The 20,273-nt window shown below is 70.8% G+C and carries 19 protein-coding genes; 14 read left to right on the forward strand and 5 right to left on the reverse strand.

All coding sequences use genetic code 11. From position 1 onward, the window contains the following. Nucleotides 1-29 precede the first annotated feature (29 nt). Nucleotides 30-407, reverse strand: coding sequence for a DUF5318 family protein (locus FHU36_RS12695; protein ID WP_185083909.1), 378 nt, complete (start codon nucleotides 405-407; stop codon nucleotides 30-32). A 133-nt stretch (nucleotides 408-540) separates the two neighbouring features. On the opposite strand from FHU36_RS12695, the gene FHU36_RS12700 reads away from it, so the two are divergent. Together FHU36_RS12700 and FHU36_RS12705 are read left to right on the forward strand one after the other, a co-directional pair. Continuing rightward, nucleotides 541-1,125, forward strand: a complete 585-nt coding sequence (locus tag FHU36_RS12700) for a PadR family transcriptional regulator (protein WP_185083910.1) — start codon at nucleotides 541-543, stop codon at nucleotides 1,123-1,125. Nucleotides 1,126-1,138: 13 nt separating this feature from the next. After that, nucleotides 1,139-2,218 carry an inositol-3-phosphate synthase gene (locus tag FHU36_RS12705; protein ID WP_185083911.1) on the forward strand — a complete coding sequence of 360 codons (1,080 nt, stop codon included), beginning with the start codon at nucleotides 1,139-1,141 and terminating at the stop codon, nucleotides 2,216-2,218. A gap of 52 nt (nucleotides 2,219-2,270) precedes the next feature. On the opposite strand, the gene idi is transcribed toward FHU36_RS12705, so the two are convergent. Beyond that, nucleotides 2,271-2,861 (reverse strand): isopentenyl-diphosphate Delta-isomerase, encoded by a 591-nt coding sequence (gene idi / locus FHU36_RS12710; protein WP_185083912.1) that lies wholly within the window; start codon nucleotides 2,859-2,861, stop codon nucleotides 2,271-2,273. A gap of 107 nt (nucleotides 2,862-2,968) precedes the next feature. On the opposite strand from idi, the gene FHU36_RS12715 reads away from it, so the two are divergent. Beyond that, nucleotides 2,969-4,252: an MFS transporter gene (locus FHU36_RS12715; protein WP_185083913.1), complete on the forward strand. Its 1,284-nt coding sequence runs from the start codon at nucleotides 2,969-2,971 to the stop codon at nucleotides 4,250-4,252. An 80-nt stretch (nucleotides 4,253-4,332) separates the two neighbouring features. Here FHU36_RS12715 and FHU36_RS12720 read toward each other — a convergent pair whose 3' ends face one another. Further along, nucleotides 4,333-5,736, reverse strand: coding sequence for a CCA tRNA nucleotidyltransferase (locus FHU36_RS12720; protein ID WP_185083914.1), 1,404 nt, complete (start codon nucleotides 5,734-5,736; stop codon nucleotides 4,333-4,335). 146 nt (nucleotides 5,737-5,882) lie between these two features. Between FHU36_RS12720 and FHU36_RS12725 the strand changes: the two genes are divergently transcribed. The 8 genes from FHU36_RS12725 to trxA all read left to right on the forward strand — a co-directional run bounded on the left by FHU36_RS12725 (nucleotide 5,883) and on the right by trxA (nucleotide 14,893). Beyond that, on the forward strand, nucleotides 5,883-6,404 hold the full coding sequence (locus FHU36_RS12725) for an aminoacyl-tRNA deacylase (protein ID WP_185083915.1): 522 nt from the start codon (nucleotides 5,883-5,885) through the stop codon (nucleotides 6,402-6,404). Between the two features lie 47 nt (nucleotides 6,405-6,451). Next, the gene (locus FHU36_RS12730; RefSeq protein ID WP_185083916.1) at nucleotides 6,452-8,620 is read left to right on the forward strand and encodes a DUF6049 family protein; all 2,169 of its coding nucleotides are present in this window, start codon (nucleotides 6,452-6,454) and stop codon (nucleotides 8,618-8,620) included. Continuing rightward, nucleotides 8,617-10,230: a murein biosynthesis integral membrane protein MurJ gene (gene murJ, locus FHU36_RS12735; protein ID WP_246502029.1), complete on the forward strand. Its 1,614-nt coding sequence runs from the start codon at nucleotides 8,617-8,619 to the stop codon at nucleotides 10,228-10,230. The genes FHU36_RS12730 and murJ overlap by 4 nt, the downstream gene beginning before the upstream one ends. A gap of 156 nt (nucleotides 10,231-10,386) precedes the next feature. After that, complete coding sequence (locus FHU36_RS12740) at nucleotides 10,387-11,895, forward strand: protein kinase family protein (RefSeq protein WP_185083917.1); 1,509 nt, start codon at nucleotides 10,387-10,389, stop codon at nucleotides 11,893-11,895. 17 nt (nucleotides 11,896-11,912) lie between these two features. After that, the gene (gene sigM / locus FHU36_RS12745) at nucleotides 11,913-12,548 is read left to right on the forward strand and encodes an RNA polymerase sigma factor SigM (RefSeq protein ID WP_185083918.1); all 636 of its coding nucleotides are present in this window, start codon (nucleotides 11,913-11,915) and stop codon (nucleotides 12,546-12,548) included. Beyond that, nucleotides 12,538-13,494: an anti-sigma factor family protein gene (locus FHU36_RS12750; RefSeq protein WP_185083919.1), complete on the forward strand. Its 957-nt coding sequence runs from the start codon at nucleotides 12,538-12,540 to the stop codon at nucleotides 13,492-13,494. Before sigM ends, FHU36_RS12750 begins: the two co-directional genes overlap by 11 nt. A gap of 142 nt (nucleotides 13,495-13,636) precedes the next feature. Beyond that, a complete protein-coding gene (gene trxB, locus FHU36_RS12755; protein WP_185083920.1) occupies nucleotides 13,637-14,569 on the forward strand; it encodes a thioredoxin-disulfide reductase in 933 nt (310 codons plus the stop codon). A 9-nt stretch (nucleotides 14,570-14,578) separates the two neighbouring features. Then, entirely contained in the window at nucleotides 14,579-14,893 is a 315-nt protein-coding gene (trxA, locus tag FHU36_RS12760) for a thioredoxin (protein ID WP_185083921.1), read from the forward strand. 85 nt (nucleotides 14,894-14,978) lie between these two features. Here trxA and FHU36_RS12765 read toward each other — a convergent pair whose 3' ends face one another. Beyond that, on the reverse strand, nucleotides 14,979-15,728 hold the full coding sequence (locus tag FHU36_RS12765) for a TetR/AcrR family transcriptional regulator (protein WP_185083922.1): 750 nt from the start codon (nucleotides 15,726-15,728) through the stop codon (nucleotides 14,979-14,981). 69 nt (nucleotides 15,729-15,797) lie between these two features. On the opposite strand from FHU36_RS12765, the gene FHU36_RS12770 reads away from it, so the two are divergent. Further along, nucleotides 15,798-16,436, forward strand: a complete 639-nt coding sequence (locus FHU36_RS12770; RefSeq protein WP_185083923.1) for a GNAT family N-acetyltransferase — start codon at nucleotides 15,798-15,800, stop codon at nucleotides 16,434-16,436. A gap of 21 nt (nucleotides 16,437-16,457) precedes the next feature. Here FHU36_RS12770 and FHU36_RS12775 read toward each other — a convergent pair whose 3' ends face one another. Then, complete coding sequence (locus tag FHU36_RS12775) at nucleotides 16,458-17,075, reverse strand: GNAT family N-acetyltransferase (RefSeq protein WP_185083924.1); 618 nt, start codon at nucleotides 17,073-17,075, stop codon at nucleotides 16,458-16,460. A 153-nt stretch (nucleotides 17,076-17,228) separates the two neighbouring features. On the opposite strand from FHU36_RS12775, the gene FHU36_RS12780 reads away from it, so the two are divergent. Together FHU36_RS12780 and FHU36_RS12785 are read left to right on the forward strand one after the other, a co-directional pair. Next, nucleotides 17,229-18,575 carry an aminotransferase-like domain-containing protein gene (locus tag FHU36_RS12780; protein ID WP_185083925.1) on the forward strand — a complete coding sequence of 449 codons (1,347 nt, stop codon included), beginning with the start codon at nucleotides 17,229-17,231 and terminating at the stop codon, nucleotides 18,573-18,575. 490 nt (nucleotides 18,576-19,065) lie between these two features. Further along, a complete protein-coding gene (locus FHU36_RS12785; RefSeq protein ID WP_185083926.1) occupies nucleotides 19,066-20,022 on the forward strand; it encodes a D-alanine--D-alanine ligase family protein in 957 nt (318 codons plus the stop codon). Nucleotides 20,023-20,273 lie beyond the last annotated feature (251 nt).

Raw genomic sequence — 20,273 nt, forward strand, 5'->3', positions numbered from 1 at the left:
GCGTGCGACGCCCCGCCGTCCTCGGATCTTCACAATCGGCCGGCGAGGTCCGGTGGTCCGTTGCCGAGGACGAACGAGACCGTCAGGTGGTCGCTCGAGCGACCTTGGCAGACCTCGACGGCGCACACACGGTGCTCGTCGTCATCATGAACCATCTTGACGGGCTCTGACGCGACCTTTGCCGGACCGGCATGACGTGCTGACCGTGACCCCCGGACTTTGATGGCCTCTGTGGCGTTCGCATGCGCGCGCACGGGGCAGAGGCGTGCGGGCGGCGCGCCGACGCGGCGCGGTGCCTCTGGGAGGCGGGGTTGTGCGTCACAGACGTCCGCGTGCCGGGCACGCGGGATGCGGACCGTCGCGATCTTCGCGAGGGCGACGTCCACCACCTTTCTCTGTGACCACATGAGCGCCAGACTACGGCTTTTTGCCCACTCCTCCCAACGACTTGGCGAAGTCGCTGATTGCGGCGATATACCGAACAGACGTATCCTCGGGATGTATCGGTCCGATACATCGACGCGAGAGGGGGCGGTTCCCGTGGCCAGCGGGCAGGGCAGAGTGCTGGAGCTGGCCGTGCTCGGGTCGCTGCATGAGACGCCCCTCCACGGCTACGAGCTGCGCAAACGACTCAACGCCCTGTTGGGGATGTTCCGTGCGTTCTCGTACGGGTCGCTGTACCCCTGCCTGCGATCACTGCTCGCGCAGGGCCTCATCGCCGAGGAGCAGCCGGCTCCCACCACGATCGTGGGCGGCCGATCGAAGATCGTCTACAAGCTGACGGCCGAGGGCAAGGAGCGTCTGCAGGAGCTGCTCACCCAGGCCGGGCCGTCCGCGTGGGAGGACGAGAGCTTCGGCGTCCACTTCGCGTTCTTCAGGCACACGGAGGCCGAGGTGCGCCTGCGCATCCTCGAAGGCCGCCGCAGCCGTCTGGAGGAGCGGCTCGACAGCGTGCGCACCGCGCTGGCGCGCACGAGGGAGCGCCTCGACAGCTACACGCTCGAACTGCAGCGTCACGGTCTCGAGTCGGTCGAACGCGAGGTGCGTTGGCTGAACGAGCTGATCGCGACGGAGAGACGGGCCTCGCAAGAGCCCGATAAGGACACCACGTCAACTGATGAGTAAGGGAGCATGTGCGATGGGTTCGGTTCGCGTGGCCATTGTCGGTGTCGGCAACTGCGCGGCGTCGCTGGTCCAGGGCGTGCACTACTACAGGGACGCCGACCCGGACGTACGGGTGCCGGGCCTGATGCACGTGCGGTTCGGTGAGTACCACGTGGGTGACGTCGAGTTCGTCGCCGCCTTCGACGTGGACGCCAAGAAGGTCGGACGTGACCTCTCGGAGGCGATCGTCGCCAGCGAGAACAACACCGTCAAGATCGCCGATGTGCCGCCCACCGGGGTGACCGTCCAGCGCGGCCACACCTTCGACGGCCTCGGCGAGTTCTACCGCGAGATCATCGAGGAGTCCGACGAGCAGCCCGTGGACGTCGTCAAGGTGCTGCGCGAGAGCGGCGCCGACGTCCTCGTCTCCTACCTGCCGGTGGGTTCGGAGGAGGCCGACCGCTTCTACGCCCAGTGCGCCATCGACGCCAAGGTGGCGTTCGTCAACGCGCTGCCGGTCTTCATCGCCTCCGACCCCGAGTGGGCCGAGAAGTTCACCCAGGCCGGCGTGCCGATCGTCGGCGACGACATCAAGTCGCAGGTCGGCGCCACGATCACGCACCGCGTGCTGGCCAAGCTGTTCGAGGACCGAGGGGTCGAGCTGCTGCGCACGTACCAGCTCAACTTCGGCGGCAACATGGACTTCATGAACATGCTGGAGCGCACCCGCCTCCAGTCCAAGAAGATCTCCAAGACGCAGTCGGTCACCTCGCAGATCCCGCACGAGATGCGCAAGGCCGACGTGCACATCGGCCCGTCGGACCACGTCCCGTGGCTCGACGACCGCAAGTGGGCCTACGTCCGCCTCGAGGGCCGCTCGTTCGGCGACACCCCGCTCAACCTGGAGTACAAGCTCGAGGTGTGGGACTCGCCCAACTCGGCCGGCATCATCATCGACGCTGTCCGGGCCGCCAAGATCGCCCTCGACCGGGGCATCGGTGGCCCGATCCTCAGCGCCTCGTCCTACTTCATGAAGTCGCCGCCCGTCCAGTACTCCGACGACGAGGCGCGCGACTACGTCGAGAAGTTCATCCGCGGCGAGGTGGAGCGCTGACCGGTTCGCGTCGGCGACCGGCCCCGCCCACGGGGCCGGTCACGTCCACCCGCTAGGAGGCCACGCGGGCGGCCGGGGGGAGGTCCGACTCCGGGGCCGGGGCCCAGTCCATGGGGTCGGGGCCCAGCTTCACGAGAAGCGCCACCTGCTCCGCGCACCACGGCGAGATGACCAGCTCGCCCCGGAGCACCGCGCCGGCGAACTCCTCCCACGGCATCCACAGCGTCTCGCCGACCTCCTCCGGGTTGGGCACCGCCGGGCCGTCCACCGTGACGCGGTAGACGGGGCACAGCTCGTGCTCGACGACGCCGTTGGCCATCACGGCGCGGTAGGCGAAGGTCGGCAGGATCAGGTCGGCGGGCGCCGGCGGCAGCCCGAGCTCGTAGGAGAGCCTGCGACCGACCGCGTGGTCGAGCGGCTCGCCGGGCAGAGGGTGGCCGCAGCAGCTGTTGGTCAGCACGCCTGGCCAGGTGACCTTGTGGGCGGCCCGCCTGGTGAGCAGGACACGCCCGTCACGGTCGAAGACATAGCTGGAGAACGCCAGGTGGAGCGGAGTCTCCTGACCGTGCACCGACGCCTTGGGCGCGGTGCCGATCGCGTGGCCGTCGTCGTCGACGAGCACCACGAGTTCATCAGACGTCACGCTGTGAAGCGTACGTGATCATGAGTGTGTTGTGGACCGCGATGCGCAACCTGCGGCGCCAACCTCTTGCGAGCCGGACCGGGCGGGCGCCGGGCTAGGCTGGCTGCGTGTCCTTCGTCGCCGACCTCCGCGTGGTCCTGCAGGGCCGGGACTTCCGCCGGCTGTTCGGCACCCGGCTGGTGTCCCAGTTCTCCGACGGGATCTTCCAGTTCGGGGTGACAGGATTCGCGTTCTTCAACCCCGAGAAGCAGACGACCGCGCTGGCCGTGGCGGCCGGGCTGGCCGTGCTGCTGCTGCCCTACAGCGTCCTGGGCCCGTTCGTCGGGGTGTTCATCGACCGCTGGTCGCGGCGGCAGATCCTGGTGGTCGCGCCCATCGTGCGCGGGGCGCTCCTGCTGGCGACCGCCGCCCTGGTGGCAGCCGACATGCCGGACGCGTTCTTCTACGCCGCCGCGCTGGGCGTGCTGGGCGTCAACAGGTTCTTCCTGGCCGCGCTCGGCGCCTCGCTCCCGCACGTGGTGCCGGCCGACCGGCTGATGGCGGCCAACGCCGTCGTGCCGACGTCGGGCACCGTCCTGACGTTCGTGGGCGCGGGCGTGGCGATCGGGATGCGCGAAGTGCTCGGCGGCGACGACGCGGGCACGGCGCTGCTGCTGGTCACCTCCGGCGTGGTGTTCGGCCTGAGCGCGCTGATCGCCCGCACGATGGAGCGCTCGCTGCTCGGCCCGTCCTACGACCCCGACCGGCCGCAGGCGCGCGAGGCGGTGCGCAACGTCGTCGTCGGCCTGGCCGACGGCGTCAGGCACCTGGCGGGCCACCGCATCGCCGCCGCCACGATGGGCGCGATGGCCGCGCACCGGTTCCTGTACGGCATGGCGACGGCCCTCGGCATCATCCTCTTCCGCTACTACTTCACCGACGGCGACGCCGACGCGGCCCTGCGCGGGCTCAGCCTGGTCGTGGCCACCTCCGGCGTCGGCTACTTCGTCGCGGTGCTGATCACGCCGTGGGCGACGGAGCGGTTCACGATCGAGCGGTGGGTGACGATCGCCCTCGCCTCGGCCGGCGTGCTGGCCGGCGCGCTGGTGATGCCGTTCCAGGAGTGGGGGCTGCCCGCGGCCGGCTTCGTGCTGGGCGTCGCCGGGCAGAGCGTGAAGATCTGCGCCGACACCACCGTGCAGCGCGACGTGGAGGACGCCTACCTGGGCCGGGCCTTCTCGGTCTACGACATGCTGTTCAACGGCATGTACGTGCTGGCCGCGGCGCTCTCGGCGGCGATCCTGCCGGCCGACGGCAAGTCCTACCTGGCCGTGGCGATCATCGCGGTGGGTTACCCGGTGGCGGCGATGGCCTACCGGATGATCACCAGGTCCCGCGTCCACTCGGCCTGACCCGGCCGCCCGACCTGGCCGCCTCGCCCGACCGCCCGACCCGGCCGCCCGGCCCGACCGACCGACCCGGCGGGCGGCCGTCAGGAGGCCGCCACGCCGTTGTCGCGCGCCCAGTCGAGCAGCGCCTCGGTGGCCGCCTCCTTGCCGATGACGCCCTTGTCGAGGCGAAGGTCGAGCAGGTGCTTGTACGCCTTGCCCACGATCGGGCCCGGCCCGACGCCGAGGACCCGCTGGATCTCGTTGCCGTCGAGCTCCGGCCGGATCTTGGCCAGCTCCTCCTCATCGGCCAGCCTGGCGATGCGCTGCTCCAGCTGGTCGTACGTGCGCGACAGGGCGGCGGCCTTGCGCTTGTTGCGCGTCGTGCAGTCGGCCCGGGTGAGCTTGTGCAGGCGGTTGAGCAGGTGGCCGGCGTCGCGCACGTAGCGGCGCACCGCGCTGTCGGTCCACTCCCCCGAGCCGTAGCCGTGGAAGCGCAGGTGGAGCTCCACCAGCCGCGACACGTCGGCCACGACGTCCTTGGGAAAGCGCAGCTCCGTCATGCGCTTCTTGGTCAGCTGGGCGCCGACCACCTCGTGGTGGTGGAAGGAGACGCGCCCGCCCGGCTCGTGCCGCCGCGTCTTGGGCTTGCCGATGTCGTGCAGGAGCGCGGCCCAGCGCAGGACCCGGTCGGCGTTGCCGTCCTCCTCCTGGGCGATGGCCTGGTCGAGCACGGTCAGGGTGTGCTCGTAGACGTCCTTGTGCCGGTGGTGCTCGTCGATCTCCAGACGGAGCTTGGGCAGCTCGGGCAGCACGTGGGCGGCCAGGCCGGTGTCGACCAGCAGCCGCAGGCCCTCGCGGGGGTGCACGCCGCAGATCAGCTTGTCGAGCTCGTCGCGGATCCGCTCGGCGGAGACGATCTCGATGCGCTCGGCCATCGCGGTCATCGCCTCGACCACGGCCGGCTCCACCGAGAAGCCGAGCTGGGCGGCGAACCGGGCCGCGCGCAGCATGCGCAGCGGGTCGTCGCCGAAGGACTGCTCGGGGGTGCCGGGCGTGCGCAGCCGCCGCCCGCCCAGGTCCTTCAGGCCGCCGTAGGGGTCGACGAACTCGTGGCCGGGCAGGCGCACGGCCATCGCGTTGACCGCGAAGTCGCGCCGTTCCAGGTCGGCCTCCAGCGTCTCGCCGTACATCACCTCGGGCTTGCGCGACTTGGGGTCGTAGGACTCGCTCCGGTAGGTGGTGATCTCGATCTGCCAGCTCCCCTTGCGCACCCCGACCGTGCCGAAGTCGATGCCTATCGTCCACACCGAGTCGGCCCAGTCGCGGACGAGTTCGAGGACCCGCTCGGGGCGGGCGTCGGTCGTCAGGTCGAGGTCGTTGCCGACGCGGCCGAGGAGGATGTCGCGCACGGGGCCGCCGACCAGGGCGAGCTCGTGGCCCTGGTCGGCGAAGAGCCGGCCGAGCTCGTCGGCGACGGGGGCGATCTTGCGGAACAGGTCAGTCATGGCCCGCTGCTGGTTGTCGGTCAGATTTGAATCGGACAAGCTGGGTAGGTCCTTCGATTCCGGAACATATCCCCCGGGCCACCTGAGGTCCGGGTTACCGTCGGTCAAACAGGACCGTCGGGGGCCAAGGAACGAAGGAGCGTGTTATGAAGGACGCCCTCGCGATCCACCGCTGGCTCCTCGCACACCAGGTCCACCATGAGATCGTACGCCTTCCGCGTCCCATCACAGGCGCGGACGAGCTGCCCGAGGCCGTCTCCGCGCCGCCCGGCAGGTGCGTGGCCGTGACGGCGTTCGAGGTCACCGGGAGGATGGGCGAGCAGGTCGTCGCCATCGTCTCGACCGTGGCGGCGCAGCCGCTGCCCGGGGTCGTCGGAGGGCTGCTGGGCGTCCGCGGGGTCCGCCCGGCCTCCGCTTTCGCGGTCAACTCCGCCACCGACTACGCCGCCGGGCTGGTCTGCCCGCTCCTGCTGCCCGACCAGCTCCAGATCCTGATCGACGACCGCCTCCAGCCCGACTCCGAGCCGATCTTCACGGCCACCGGCGAACGACACACCGCGCTCCGCATCCGTGCCCTCGACCTGCTGTCCATGCTGCCCGGCAAGATCGTGGACCTGAGGATCCCCCGCCCCAAAGGACCCCGCGTGGCGGTCGCGTCGCGGCACTGAGCCCGTACCATTGCGGGCGTGCGCCGTACTCCTGCCCGGGCGGACGCGTGATCCGGAAGGCCACGCTGCTCGCCGTTCTGTCCATCGCGTCGCTCGCGCCCATGGTCGCGACGACGCCTGGCACGGCTGCCGCCACGACCCGTACGAGCACCGCCGTGAGCACCACAAGCACCACCGTGAACACCGCGGTGAGCGCCCGCCAGGGGCTCACCCTCACGGTGTCGGCCATCACGCCCGAGTGGGCCAAGGGCCAGGCCGACGTCATCAAGATCTCCGGCACGATCCGCAACGACACCGGCGCCGAACTCCCGCAGCTCCTGGTCCGGCTGCGCTACGCCCCCCAGCGCTTCGCCGACCGGGCCGCGCTGGAGACCTACCAGGCCGACCAGACCGACGCGACACTCCCGGGCAGCGTCTCCAGCCAGTCGAGCGTCTCCATCCCCACGCTGGCCGCCGGGGCCTCGACGCCGTGGGAGTTCACCCTCACCCCGGCACAGCTCCAGCTCGCGTCGTTCGGCGCCTACCCCATCGCGGTCGAGGTGCAGCAGCAGGGCTGGCGCCGGCTCGCCGTGCAGCGCACGTTCCTCACCTACGCGCCGCCGACCCAGCCCAAGCTCCCGCGCAACCGGCTGGCCGTCGTGCTGCCCGTCATCGACCAGCCGCACCGCGCCGACGACGGCACCTTCGCCGACGACGAGCTGAGCGCCGCGCTGACCGGCAAGGGCCGGCTCGCCGACCTGGCGCGCATCGCCAAGACGGCGCCCAAGACCGTCACCTGGTTCGTCGAGCCGTCGCTGCTCGACGACGCCAACGCCATGGTCAAGGGCTACCGCGTCACCGCCAAGAACGGCGAGGCGACCAGGCCGGCCAGCCCCGAGGCGGCGCAGTGGCTGGCCGACATGCGCTCGGCCCTGGCCACCTCGCCCGTCGTGGCCACGCCGTACGCCGACCCCGACGTCACGGCCCTCGTCCACCAGGGGCTCGACGCGCTGACCGGCAGGGCGCTGGAGCTGGGCGCCCAGAAGGCCGGTGAGCTGCTCAAGCCCGGCGTGCAGGCGGCCGTCAACTGGCCGGCGGCCGGCCGGATCGACGCCGACGCCCTCGACGCGCTCGCCGTCGGCAAGGGCTCCGCCCAGGTGCGCAAGGTCCTGCTCAACTCGACCAACCTGCCGCTCCAGACGCCCGTCACGGTCACCCCGGACGCCGCCACGACGCTCGACACCGTCAACGGGCCCGTCACCGCGCTCGTCGCCGACCCCGTGCTGAGCCGCGCGTTCGAGCCCGGCGCGTCGTCCTCGACGGTGCTCAGCAAGCAGCGCTTCATCGCCGAGACCGCGATGATCGCCGCCGAGCCCGGCCAGACCGCGCCACGCTCGCTCGTCGTGGCGCCGTCACGACGCTGGGACCCCAACCCCACGCTCGTCTCCGGCCTGCTCAAGACCGCGGGCGGCCTGCCCTGGCTGACGCTCACCCCGCTCGACTCGGTCAAGCCCGCCAAGACGCGGGTGCCGCGGGCCGGCCTGACCTACACCGACGCCGACCGCAAGGAGGAGCTCGGCGCCAAATACCTCACCCCGGTCAAGACCGCCTGGGAGAAGGCGCAGCTCACCTCACTCATCACGACCGACAAGCGGGTCTCGTCCTTCGACGCCGCCGTGCTGCGGTCCGCCTCCTCGGCCTGGCGCAACCAGACCCGGGCCGGACGCGCGGTGACCAAACTGGTCGACGGCAAGGTGCAGGCCACCATGAACAAGGTGTCGATCACCGGGGCCGACCCCGACTGGCTACTCACCCTGGCGGGGTCCAACGGGGTGGTCCCCATCAGCGTCAAGAACACCATGCCGGCCCAGGTGACGGTCGACGTCGAGGTCACCTCCAACAACCCCAGGCTGCTGCGGGTGGAGCCCCAGCCGTCCAACCGGCTGGTGATCGGCGGCGACGGGCAGAGCGGCACCCTGCAGGTCCCGCTGACGGCCTCGCCGAGGGGCAGCGGCGACGCCACGGTCACCGTGCAGCTCAAGACGTCCGACGGCCGGCCGTACGGCAAGCCCGTCAAGCTGACCATCCGGACCACGGGCTACACCGGAGTCGCCCTGGTGATCGTGGGCGCGGCGCTGACGGTGATGATGGCCGCGGTGGTGACGAGGGTGCTCAGGCGCAGATCGCAGCGACGGCTCGCGCGGGCCGCCAGGACACGGGAAAGTGAGACCGTATGAGCCGCATGCTGCGGGCCAGCGCCGTCATGGCGGCGGGCACCATGGTGTCGAGGGTCACCGGCTTCGTGCGGACCATGGTGCTGGCGTACGCGATCGGCACCTTCGCGCTGGGCGACGCCTACAACGTCGCCTACGCCATCCCCTACAGCATCCTCGACCTGCTCCTGCTCGGCGTGCTCAGCAGCGTCGTGGTGCCAATGATCGTCCGGGCGCAGAAGGAGGACCCCGACGGCGGCCGGGCCTACGAGCAGCGCCTGCTCACGATCTCCACGGTGGCGCTGGCCGTCGTGGCCCTGCTCGCCGTGCTCGCGGCCCCGCTGCTCATCCAGCTCTACACGACCGGCTGGGAGTCCGGCAGCCGCAAGTACGAGGTCGCGGTGCTGCTGGCCAGGCTGATCCTGCCGCAGCTCGCGTTCTTCGGCATCGGCGCGGTGGCCGGCGCGATCCTCAACACCCGCGACCGCTTCGCCGCGCCCATGTGGGCTCCGGTGCTCAACAACATCGTGGTCATCGGCGTGCTGCTGGTCTTCGCGCTGGTGGCCGGTGACGTGGGCGGCGACGTCTCCCGCATCACCGACGGCCAGCTCGTCCTGCTCGGCCTCGGCACCACCGCGGGCATCGTGGCACAGGCGGCCGTCCTGGTCGTCGCGCTGAGGCGGACCGGGTTCGTCTTCACGCCCCGCTTCGACGTGCGCAACGCCCGGCTCGGTGAGATGGGCCGGGCCGGCGTCTGGACGATCGGCTACGTGGTCGTCACCCAGCTCGGCTTCATGCTGACCACCAACCTCGCCAGCGCGGCGGGCGACGCGGTGCACGGCCACGGCATCACGCCCTACACGTTCGCCTTCCAGCTCTTCCAGCTCCCGTACGGCGTCATCGGCGTCTCGGTGATCACCGCCATGCTGCCGCGGATGAGCCGGGCGGTGACCGAGCAACGCTTCGGCGACGTGCGCGGCGAGTTCGGGTCGAGCGTGCGGCTGATCGGGTCGATCATGGTGCCGGTGTCGCTGCTGCTCATGGTGCTCGGGCCGGCGATCACCGTGCCGATCTACGCGCACGGCGTCACGACTGTGCAGGACGCCGTCTACATCGGCAACGTGCTGCAGGTGTACGGCCTGGCGCTGGTGCCGTTCGCGATCTTCCAGTTGCTGCTGCGCGTCTTCTACGCCTTCGGCGACACCCGCACGCCGGTGTACGTCGGGGCGGCCACGACGGCGGTGAACGCGCTGCTCATGTGGATCATGTACCTGGTGCTGCCGTTCGCCTACACCGTGATGGGGCTGGCCTTCGCCTACGCGGTCGCCTATGCTCTCGGCGCGGTGACGGCCTGGTGGCTGGCGAGCCGCCGCGTCCAGGGGCTCGGCGGCTGGCAGATCGGCTGGGCGCTGACCAGGATGTACCTCGCCGCGCTGCCCACGGCCGCGCTGGCGCTGGCCTCGGTCTGGGCGGTACAAATGATCTTCGGCGGGCTCGGCTTCGTCAACTCGCTGATCGTCCTGGCGGTCGGCGGCGGGCTCGGCATGCTGCTGTACCTGGGTGTCGCCCACCGGATGCGCATCCCGGAGGTGAACTCGATCGTTGGGATGGTCGCCGGACGGGTAGGCCGGTAAGGAACGCGGGCCCGACCGGCGCGGCACTACCATGGTGGCCACACGCGCGAATGGAAGCAGGAGGGGCGTGGGCGGATCCACCCGGCATAGCGTGCCTACGTGGGACACCACGCAGGTGAGACGAGTCATGAGCACGCCCACGAGCGGAGTAGGTCAGTGAGCACGTCGGCGGTCGAACCCGGCACCCGTCTCGCCGAGCGCTTCCGGCTCGAAGACCGCGTCGCGGAGTCCGACGGCGCCACCCTGTGGAAGGCCATCGACGAGATCCTCGCCCGCCCCGTCGCCGTCCTCACCTTCTCCCCCGACTTCCCCCGCGTCCACGAGGTCGTCACGGCCGCCCGGGCCGCCAGCCGGCTCACCGACCCGCGCCTGACCCAGGTGTTCGACGCCGCCGAGGACGACGGCCGCTCCTACGTGGTCAGCGAGTGGGTCACCGGCGACACGCTCGCCGACCTGGCCTCTGCGGGGCCGCTGGACCCGGAGCGGGCGGCCGGGCTGGTCGCCGAGGCGGCCGAGGCCCTCGCGCACGCCCACGAGGCCAACCTCTACCACCTGTGCCTGCGCCCGTCCCACCTGATCTGGACGACCGGCAACACGGTCAAGGTGCTCGGCGTGGCCGTCGACGCGGCCCTGTCCGGCCTGACCACCGACCAGCCCGCGCTCGACGACGCAGAGGGGCTCGGCCGGCTCCTCTACGCCGGGCTGACCGGCCACTGGCCCGGTGACGAGGAGGAGGACGGCCTGCCCTCCGCCCCCATGGACGACGGGCACTTCTGCACTCCCCGCCAGGTCACCGCCGGGGTGCCGAGCTATCTCGACACGGTGACCGTCCGGGCCTGCCTGCCCGAGTCGCGCCGGGGTCAGCCGGCCCTGGCCAGCCCGGCCGACGTCGCCGAGTCGCTGGCGGGCGTGGCCAGGCCCATGCCGATCCCGCTGCCCTACAACTCGCCGCCGCCCTCGGTCACCGTGGCGTCGCCCTCCGAGGGGCCCGGCACCGACCGGCACACCGCCGTCCCCCTGCACCGCCCCACCATGCAGCGCCCGGCGCCCGCTCCGCGCGGCGGCATGGTCAACCGGGCGCTGATGACCGTCGTGGTGCTGCTCGTCATCGCCGCGGTGGGCGTGGGCGCCTGGACGATCGGACGCAGCCTGGGCAACCCCGGCGCGCCGGAGGCGCAGACCTCGCCGACAGCCGGCTCCGCCAGCCCGAAGACCGCACCCCAGGCGGTCAAGCCGAAGAAGGCCATCGCCTTCGACCCGCTCGGTGACAACGAGGAGAACGAAGGCGCCGAACTGACCCTCGACGGCAAGCCCGGCACGTTGTGGAAGACCGACAACTACAACACCGCCGAGTTCGGCAACCTCAAGGACGGCGTGGGCCTGATGCTCGACATGGGCAAGTCCATGCAGATCAGCGACGTGGTGGCGACGCTGTCGAAGGCGCCGGGAGCCGGCGTGGAGCTCAAGGTCGGCGACAAGCCCGAGTTGTCCGCGCTGAAAACCGTTGCCCGCAACAAGGACGCGTCTGGCAAGATCACATTGACGCCCGAGGAAGCCACGAGCGGTCAGTACGTTTTGATCTGGTTTACGCGACTTCCGGCGGACACGGGCGGGTTTCATGGCACCATCTATGAAGTAGTGGTGCACTCTCCCGGATCGGCATAATTTCAGGAACCCCTCTTGTGAACTCCCCACCCGAGACACCTTCATCCGCGGAACGGCCGGCGGTCAGCGACGCCGAGCTGCTGGCCGCGCACATCAACGGGGATCCACACGCGTTCAGCGAGATCGTCAAGAGGCACCGCGACCGCATGTGGGCCGTCGCCCTGCGCACTCTCGGCGACCCCGACGAGGCCGCCGACGCCGTGCAGGACGCCTTCGTCTCCGCCTACCGCAAGGCCGCCACGTTCCGCGGCGAGGCGGCCGTCACCACCTGGCTGCACCGGATCGTGGTCAACGCCTGCCTCGACCGGATGCGCCGCAAGTCCATCCGGCCGGTCGCCGACGACGAGCTGATCGAGGCCGCCGAGCGCGACACGCCGATGCCCGACCAGACGGGCGAGCGCGAGGTCTCCATGGAGGTCTCGGCCGCCCTGAAGCTGCTGCCCGCCGACCAGCGTGCGGCCCTCGTCCTCGTCGACATGATGGGCTATTCGGTCGAAGACGCAGCTCAGGTGCTGGAGGTGCCCAGCGGCACGGTGAAGAGCCGCTGTGCCCGGGGAAGAGCGAAACTCGCCCCAATTCTTTCGCATCTGCGGAACCGTTCCGACTTCACTCGCGTCTCATCCGCGAAGGGAGCAGAACTTCGTGACGGGTGATACGCACTACGATCTGGACATCCTGGCTGATCTGGCCGAGGGTCTCCTGGACGCCGGCAAGGCCCGCCAGGTCCGCGACCATCTCGCGGTATGCGACCCGTGTGGGGAGCTACTGGCAGATCTTGCAGCGGTTCGCGAGGTGCTCGCGGCGACCCCCACACCGGCCATGCCGATGGGTGTCGCACTGCGCATCGACAAGGCGCTCGCCGCCGAGGCCGAGTCCCGGAAGGGAGGTGTGGGCCTCGCGGACACTCCTGACTGGGACGAGCTCATGCGGGACGCCCCGTGGGAGCGGCCGGCGACCGTGTACGAGCCGGTGTTCCAGCGCGTGTCCGAGCCGGTGCCGGCGCCGGCCGCCGAGGAGCCCGAGCAGGCCCCCGAGCCGGTGCGCCTGGGGGTGGTCGCCGACGACGGCTCCATCGTCCCGGCCGCGCTGACCGAGCGGCGGGAGTCCCGGCGACGCCGGTGGGCGATGCCCGCCGTTGCCGCGGCGGCCGCCGCGGCCGTGGTCGGCACGGCGGTGGTCTCGACGGGGCTGCTCGCGTCGGGCACGGGTTCGGGTGGCGCCGGGCAGCAGCAGGTTCAGGCCGCTCAGCCGTCCACGCCCACCAGGGTGCCGAAGAAGGCCGCGCGGCCGTACGCGCTCACCGACAGCGGCCACAACTACAGCGACGCCGAGCTGCGCCAGCCCCTCGAAGGCATCTTCGGCCCGGCCCCCATCTTCAAGGGGGCCTCGGAGGACGAGGCGCAGGTGGCCAAGTGCGTGGACCGGGTGTCCAGCCGGACGAAGCTCACCATCTTCGCCGTGGACCAGGGCCAGTACAACGGTCAGGAGGCCGTCATCCTGGCCTCGCGCAGGAGTGAGGGCGCCGCGAAGATCCGGCTCGACATCGTCGATCCGTTCAGGTGCAAGAACCTCCGCAAGCCGACGATCGGCCGCTGGTAGCCGCCTTCGCCCCACGTCAGAGCCCGCTTCGGCGGGCTCTTTCGGTTTCCGGAGGTGTCGCGGGTGGGGGCCGGGAATGGCGGCGGCCTAGGATCTGTTGACGCCACTGGCAACAGCAGACGAGGAAGGCAGCGTGGGAGCGTTGAGCGACGTTCGTAACGTGATCATTATCGGGTCCGGTCCCGCTGGCTACACCGCGGCCGTCTACTCCGCGCGCGCCGAGCTGAAGCCGCTGGTCTTCGAGGGCTCCGTCACGGCGGGTGGTGCACTGATGAACACCACCGACGTGGAGAACTTCCCCGGCTTTCCCGACGGCATCATGGGTCCCGACCTCATGGACAACCTGCGCAAGCAGGCCGAGCGGTTCGGCGCCGAACTGGTCGCGGACGACGTGGTCGAGGTGGACCTGGAGGCCAACCCCAAGGTCGTCAAGACCTACACCGACACCTACTACGCCAAGTCCGTCATCCTGGCGATGGGCTCCGGCTACCGTGAGCTCGGCCTGGAGAACGAGAAGCGGCTCTCCGGCCGTGGCGTGTCGTGGTGTGCCACGTGTGACGGCTTCTTCTTCCGCAACAAGGACATCGTGGTCGTCGGCGGCGGCGACACGGCGATGGAGGAGGCCACGTTCCTGACCCGGTTCGCGCGCATGGTCACCGTCGTGCACCGGCGCGACGAGCTGCGAGCCAGCAAGATCATGCAGGAGCGGGCGTTCGCCAACGACAAGATCCGCTTCGTCTGGGACAGCGAGGTGACCGACGTCCTCGGTGACACCCGGGTGGAGGCGGTCAAGCTGCGCAACGTCAAGACGGGCGAGGAGTGCGAGCTCGCCACCGACGCCCTCTTCCTCGCGATCGGCCACGACCCGCGCACCGAGCTGGTCAAGGGGCAGATAGAGCTCGACGACGAAGGCTACGTCAAGGTCTCCTCCCCCTCGACCGCCACCAACATCCAGGGCGTGTTCGCCGCCGGCGACGTCGTCGACCACACCTACCGTCAGGCCATCACCGCGGCCGGCACCGGCTGCTCGGCGTCACTCGACTCCGAGCGCTGGCTGGCCGCCCAGGAAAGTTAGGAGCGCACCGTGAAGGCAGTAACCGACGCCACGTTCGAAGCCGAGGTCCTCAAGAGCGACAAGCCCGTTCTGGTCGACTTCTGGGCCGAGTGGTGCGGCCCGTGCCGTCAGGTCGCGCCCATCCTCGAGGAGATCGCCCGCGACCACGGCGACAAGCTGGAGATCGTCAAGCTCAACATCGACGAGAACCCTCAGGTTCCGCGCGACTACGGCGTCCTCCAGATCCCGACGATGAACGTCTTCAAGGGCGGCGAGGTCGTCAAGCAGATCATCGGCGCAAAGCCGAAGGCCATGCTGCTGCGCGAGCTCGACGGCATCATCTAGACCCGTTCGCCGAAGCCCTCCTACGTGCGCGCAGGAGGGCTTCGGCGTGTCCAGGCCCCGTACGGCCGCCTGCCCGGCCGCCCGCTCAGCCGCCCGGCCGGGGCGCGCGCCGGGCGATCAACGCCTCGACGCCGTCGAGCAGCAGGTCGAGGCCGAACAGGAAGTCGGAGTCCGCCGTCCAGCCCTCGGACGTCCGGAGCAGCCCGGCGCGCATCATGGCCGACAGCGCGGGGTACGCCTCGGGGTCGAGCACCTCGGCGAGCACCTCGCCGTAGTCGGCGGCCCCCGTGATCCCCGCGTCGTCGAGCCGCGGGTCGCCGATCATCATCGTGTGCACGAGCGTGGCGTCGCTCAGCGCGTAGCCGCTGAGGGCGGTGACGACGTTGAACTTCTCACCGTCGTCGAGCTCGGTGCCGGCGAGCGCGTCCAGGGCACGGTCGAGCCAGCGCAGTTGCCGCGGCCCCATGGGCGGGTTGACGCCCGGCACGGACAGCAGCCAGGGGCGCCGCAGCAGGAGGTCGCGGTTGGCCCGGGTCCACACGACCAGGTAGGCGCGCCAGGTCAGCTCGCCCCGCTCCGGCGGCGGGGGGACGGCGCCGTCGGCCATGAGGACCAGCAACTCGTCCTTGCTGCCGACGTACCGATACAGCGCCATCGGCGCGACGCCCACCCGCGCGGCGACGCCGCTCATCGAGACCCCGGCCAGCCCGTCGGCGTCGGCGATCTCGATGGCGGCGGCCGTGATCGTCGCCACGTCCAGACGCGGTCGAGGCCCCCGGCGCGAGACGGGCTCGCGTCCCCACATCCGTGCCACGACCGGTGGCAGCTCCGTCATCCCACTACACCTTCGCCCACTAATAATGTACGTTGTACACAGTACATTATACGCAGTTAAGGGGACCTGATGGAGATCCGTACGTTCAAGGAGACCGACAGCGCCGAGCTGCGTGAGCTGTTCACCCGTGCAGGCGCGGGATCGCCGACCGCGTCGCTGTGGGGGCACGTGGAGTCCGAGGCGGCGGTCTACCTGGAGCCCTACATGGACCTGACCCCCGACTCGCTCTTCCTCGCCGTGGTCGGCGGGGCGCTCGTCGGCTACCTGGCGGGGTGTCCCGACAGCTCGGCGTTCCCCAGCGAAAGCGAGCGTATGAGCCGGGCGATCAGGGAGCACCGGCTGATGTTCCGTGCCCGGCCCGTGGCCTTCTTCGCACGCGCCCTGGTCGACGTGGCGTGGGCCAGGCTCAGGCAGCAGCCCACCGCGGGCGACTTCGACGATCCCCGGTGGCCCGCGCACCTGCACATCAACGTGGCGCGCGAAGCGCGTGGCACCGGTGCGGCCGACGGGCTGATGCGCCACTGGCTCGATCGGCTCAAGGAGACCGGCTCACTCGGATGCCACCTGCAGACCCTGGTCGAGAACACGCGGGCCGTGCGATTCTTCACCCGTATGGGCTTCGCCGAGCACGGTCCGGCGCCACTCGTCCCCGGCGCCCGGTACGACGGCCGGCGGCTGCACCAGCGGACGATGGTCTGGAGCCCCTGACCTCGCGGGGCCACGGGGGCGCTAGACGGGGCGCAGGGCGCGTTCGGGGCTCATGGAGCCCAGGAGGCGCTCCAGGGCCACCTCGACGTCCTCGCGCCACGACACGGCTGTCTTGAGCTCCAGCCGCAGCCGCGGGAACCGCAGATGCGGGCGGACCGTCTTGAACCCCACCGAAAGCAGGTAGTCGGCCGGCACCACGCAGCTCGGCTCCTCCCACTTCAGGTCGCCGAACGCCTCGATCGCCTTGACCCCGCGCCGGGTCAGGTCCTTGGCCACGCCCTGGATGAGCATGCGCCCCAGCCCGCCACCGGAGAACTCCGGGATGATGTGCGCCGTCATCAGCAGCACCGCGTCCGCGCTGACCGGCGAGGTCGGGAACGCCACCGACCGCGGCGTGTAGAGCGGCGGCGCATAGAGCACGAACCCGGCCGGCACCCCGTCCACGTACACGATCTTGCCGCAGCTGCCCCATTCGAGCAGCGTTGCGGAGATCCACGCTTCCTTCTCCAGGCCAGGATCGCCCGACTGGACGGCCCGCTCTCCGTTGACGGGGTCGAGCTCCCAGAAGACGCACCTGCGGCAGCGGCGCGGCAGATCGTCAAGGTTGTCCAGGGTGATATTGACCAGCCGGCGCGACAACTACGGCCCCTATCGTCGACCCGAAAAGCGCGGGAAAACCGCGTCCCCAGCTGGCATCGTAGCTCAGTGACGGCGCCGCCAGCGGGCACCACGGCAGTCAGCCCGGTCACGGGCGACATGTCCGACTGGCGTAACCTGATATTCCAGGTCTCCATGACACCTAGGAGGTGGACCGTGACGGATGAGCGGGATCACGGTCAGACGCCCGCGACCCAAGGGTCGCGCATCGACGCCTACGTCGATCGGTACGCCGCGCGAGCTACCGGGATGGTCGCCTCCGAGATCCGAGCTCTGTTCGCCGTCGCGTCGAGGCCCGAGGTGGTCTCGCTCGCCGGCGGCATGCCGTACGTCACCGCCCTTCCCCTCGACATGGTCGGCGAGCTCGTCTCCGACCTGGTGACCAGGCGCGGCCCGGTCGCGCTCCAGTACGGCTCAGGGCAGGGTGATCCGCATCTGCGCGAGCAGATCTGCGAGGTCATGCGGATGGAGGGAATCCACGCCGGGGCCAACGACGTCGTCGTCACGGTGGGGTCGCAGCAGGCGCTCGACCTCATCACCCGCATCTTCATCGACCCCGGTGACGTGGTGCTGGCCGAGGGGCCCTCGTACGTGGGCGCCCTGGGCACGTTCGCCGCCTATCAGGCCAAAGTCGTACATGTCGCCATGGACGAACAGGGCATCGTGCCCGAATCCCTGGCCCAGACCATCTACGCCCTGGAGACCGCCGGGGCGCCGATCAAGTTCCTCTACACGATCCCGACCTTCCAGAACCCCGCCGGTGTAACGCTCAACCTCGCCCGCCGCCAGCAGGTGCTCGACATCTGCCAGCGGGCCGGCGTGCTCATCGTCGAGGACAACCCGTACGGGCTCCTCGGCTTCGACGGCGAGCCGATGCGCGCGCTGCGGGCCGACAACCCCGACGGTGTGGTCTACCTGGGGTCGTTCTCCAAGACGCTCGCCCCCGGGTTCCGCGTCGGGTGGGCGCTGGCCCCACACGCCGTCCGCGACAAGCTGGTGCTCGCCATGGAGTCGGCCGTGCTGTCGCACTCCTCGTTCACACAGCTCGCCGTGGGCCAGTACCTCGCCACGCAGCCGTGGCAGGAGCAGATCAAGACGTTCAGGGAGCTCTACCGGGAGCGCCGCGACGCGCTGCTGGAGGCCCTGGTCGCGCTGATGCCGCCCGAGGTCACCTGGACCCGCCCTGGGGGCGGGTTCTTCGTCTGGGCCACCCTGCCCGAGGGGCTCGACTCGAAGGCCATCCTGCCGCGGGCAGTGGCCGAGCGGGTGGCGTTCGTGCCCGGCACCGGGTTCTTCTCCGACGGGAGCGGAGCCCGGCAGATGCGGCTGTCCTACTGCTACCCCGAACCCGACCGGATCCGCGAAGGGGTTCGACGACTGTCCGGGGTGATCGAACAGGAGATCCAGCTCCGCGACACGTTCGGCACGGGCAGCACACGCGGCCACGCCGGGGTGGACACTCCCGGCCCCGACCTGGCCTGACCCTTCCTTCGCCCGGCACGGCCGGCGCCCCCTCCTCGGGGTCGCCGGCCGTTCCCTTTCCCGTGAATGTGCTGGAATGAGCACGACCATCGCCCTGCTGGGTGACCCTCGGGCCGCTCTGACCGTCGGGGACGGGAACTCCCGGCCATGCGCCGCGCCTGACCCGCAGCGCCTCGCGTCGACCCTTCCGGACACACCACCAAGCCAGACCTGCTCCGGACCGACGACCCCTCACGGTGCTCCGGGGCGGCGGGGGAAGGCAGACGTCCTCTGGACACCGCACGGGCAGACGGGCGTGCTCCCCGACACCGCGCGGAGGGGACACCGCGCGGAGGGCAGACACACCAGGGGCGGCGCGTGGCGGGGCGGCCTCGTCGTTCTCGGCGGGCGAGCTCGCCCGACTCGCGACGCCACCACGCAGGGCTGGCGTACACCCCCGCCCCCGCACGCCGGTACCGTTGGACAGCGTCCGATCGGCTGAGGAGATGTGATGAGCGATGTGGGGCACGTGCTCGTGCTGGCAGGGGGCCTCTCCTACGAGCGGGAGGTGTCCCTGCGCTCCGGCCGTCGGGTGAGCGAGGTGCTGCGGGCCGCCGGCATCGACGTGGAGACCCGCGACACGGACGCGTCGCTGGTGCCGTCGATCCTGGCCGACCCGCCGGACGCCGTCTTCGTCACCCTCCACGGCGGCGCGGGCGAGGACGGGGCGATCCGCTCGGTGCTGGAACTGCTCAACGTGCCCTACGTCGGCGCCGACCCCGACGCGTGCCGGGTGGCCTTCGACAAGCCCACCGCCAAGGCCGTCGTGCGCTCGGTCGGACTGCGCACCCCCGACTCCGTGACGTTGCCCAAGGAGACGTTCCACGACCTGGGCGCCACCGCAGTGCTGGGGCGCATCGTGGAGCACCTCGGGCTGCCCCTCTTCGTCAAGCCCGCCCGGGGCGGCTCGGCGCTGGGCGCCTCCCTCGTCCGCACCGCCGAAGAGCTTCCGGCCGCCATGGTGGGGTGCTTCGCGTACGGCGACACGGCGCTGATCGAGCGGTACGTCGAGGGCGTCGAGGTGGCGGTCTCCATCGTCGACCTCGGCAGCGGGCCCATCGCGCTGCCCGCCGTCGAGATCGTGCCCGACGAGGGCGTCTACGACTACGCCGCTCGCTACACGGCCGGGCACACCGAGTTCTTCGCACCGGCTCGCCTCTCTCCCGAGGCCGCGGCCGCCTGTGCGGAGATGGCGGTCACGGCCCACACCGCGCTGGGGCTGCGCGACGTCTCCCGTACCGACCTCATCGTGGACGCCGACGGGCAGCCGCACTTCCTGGAGGTGAACGTGGCGCCCGGCATGACCGAGACGAGCCTCCTGCCGATGGCGGTGGAGTCCGCCGGCCAGGACCTCGGCGACGTCTGCGCCACGCTGCTCCGCAACGCCGCCTCCCGCCCCCGCCCCTGAAGGGAGGCCACCCGGCTGCCGGCCATCCGGTCGGCGGCCACCCACCGCAGCACTCCCCCACCGTCTACCGGCAGCCCTCGCTGAGACTCCTCCCATCACGTCGCGCTCCCGCCACCCTTCACCGCTTCCCGGACTCCGCCCGCGTCTGGGCCGTTCCACCGCCGCACCACTGATCCCGGGCGGACCGACGCCTCCCCTCCCCGGCGTCACCTCCTCCCGCACACCCGGCGCGGTCGACCCCCACCACGGCC

Origin of the sequence: Nonomuraea muscovyensis (assembly GCF_014207745.1) — a bacterium.
GTDB lineage: Bacteria > Actinomycetota > Actinomycetes > Streptosporangiales > Streptosporangiaceae > Nonomuraea > Nonomuraea muscovyensis.